At 74.3% G+C, this 1,230-nt stretch carries 1 protein-coding gene; it reads left to right on the top strand.

Annotated features, from left to right (window positions below):
• Positions 1 to 214: 214 nt before the first annotated feature.
• Positions 215 to 1,230 (top strand): sigma-70 family RNA polymerase sigma factor (locus tag ABZ371_RS32730; protein WP_358686600.1); only part of this gene is annotated, 1,016 nt, incomplete at its 3' end.

Raw genomic sequence — 1,230 nt, 5'->3', positions numbered from 1 at the left:
CTCTGACCGCCTCGTTCCGGCCGTGCCCCCCCCCCCCCCCGCCCCACAACGCCCGGGCCCCCCGCCCGGCGGGGGGGGCCCCCCCACGGCCGGGGAACGTGGATGAAGAAACGTTTCGCCGGCCCGCGCCCGGTTTCCTGTTATCGTCCCCGCCCCACGGCGTCTCCCGAATGTGGGAAGTGACGGAACGGGATCCCGGAAGAGTGAGCGCAGCATGGGCGAGGCACGCGAGCAGAAGTTGGTCAAGGCGGCGCAGAAGGGCGACCAGCTGGCTCAGGACCAGCTCGTCGCGTCCTATCTGCCCCTTGTGTACAACATCGTCGGCCGTGCGCTGAACGGACACGCGGACGTCGACGACGTGGTCCAGGAGAGCGTGCTGCGCATGCTCCGGGGCCTTCCCACCCTGCGCACGCCCGCGAGCTTCCGGTCGTGGTTCGTGGCGATCACCATGAACCAGCTGCGGGAGCACTGGCGCGAGCGCGGCCACGGGGAGATACCGACCGTGCGGATGCACGAGGCGCACGACGTCGTCGACCACCGGGCGGACTTCGTCGAGCTGACACTTCTGCGCCTCGGCCTGACAGGGCAGCGACGAGAGGTCGCGGAGGCCACCCGCTGGCTGGACGAGGACGACCGCGCCCTGCTGTCCCTGTGGTGGCTGGAGACCGCCGGACAGCTCACCCGTGCCGAGGTCGCCTGCGCCCTCGACCTGACCGCCCAGCACACCGCGGTCCGCGTGCAGCGGATGAAGGCACAGCTGGAAGCGGCCCGGGTGGTCGTGCGCGCACTGGCGGCCCACCCGCGATGCGTCCTGCTGGAGGACCTCACCGCCCAGTGGGACGGGCTTCCGTCCGCTCTGTGGCGCAAGCGGCTGTCCCGTCACGCCCGGGGCTGCACGGTCTGCTCGGGGCACCGGTCGGGGCTGGTCCCGGCCGAGAGCCTGCTGGTGGGCCTGGCCCTCGTCCCCGTGGCGGCGTCGGCGGACGGCCCGGCCGCCGGCTTCCTGCCCGCGGCGCAGGTGGTGCACCAGGGAGCGCCCGGCCGGGCCGAGCGTCGCCGCGGCCGGGCCCGCAGACGCCGCCGTACCGCTGTGGTGGCGGGGCTGGTGGCCGTCGCCGCGCTGGGTGGCGGTGGTGGCGCGGTCCACCTGTACACGGACGGCGGGAGTGAGGAGCGGTCGACGGCTGCCGGGGAGCACACGGCCCCGCCGTCGGAGCCCGTCCCGCCGCC

This window comes from Streptomyces sp. NPDC005899, assembly GCF_040629645.1.
Taxonomy (GTDB): Bacteria; Actinomycetota; Actinomycetes; order Streptomycetales; family Streptomycetaceae; genus Streptomyces.
Note: the sequence above shows the minus strand (reverse complement) of the source record. Positions and strands in the feature narration are given on the sequence as shown.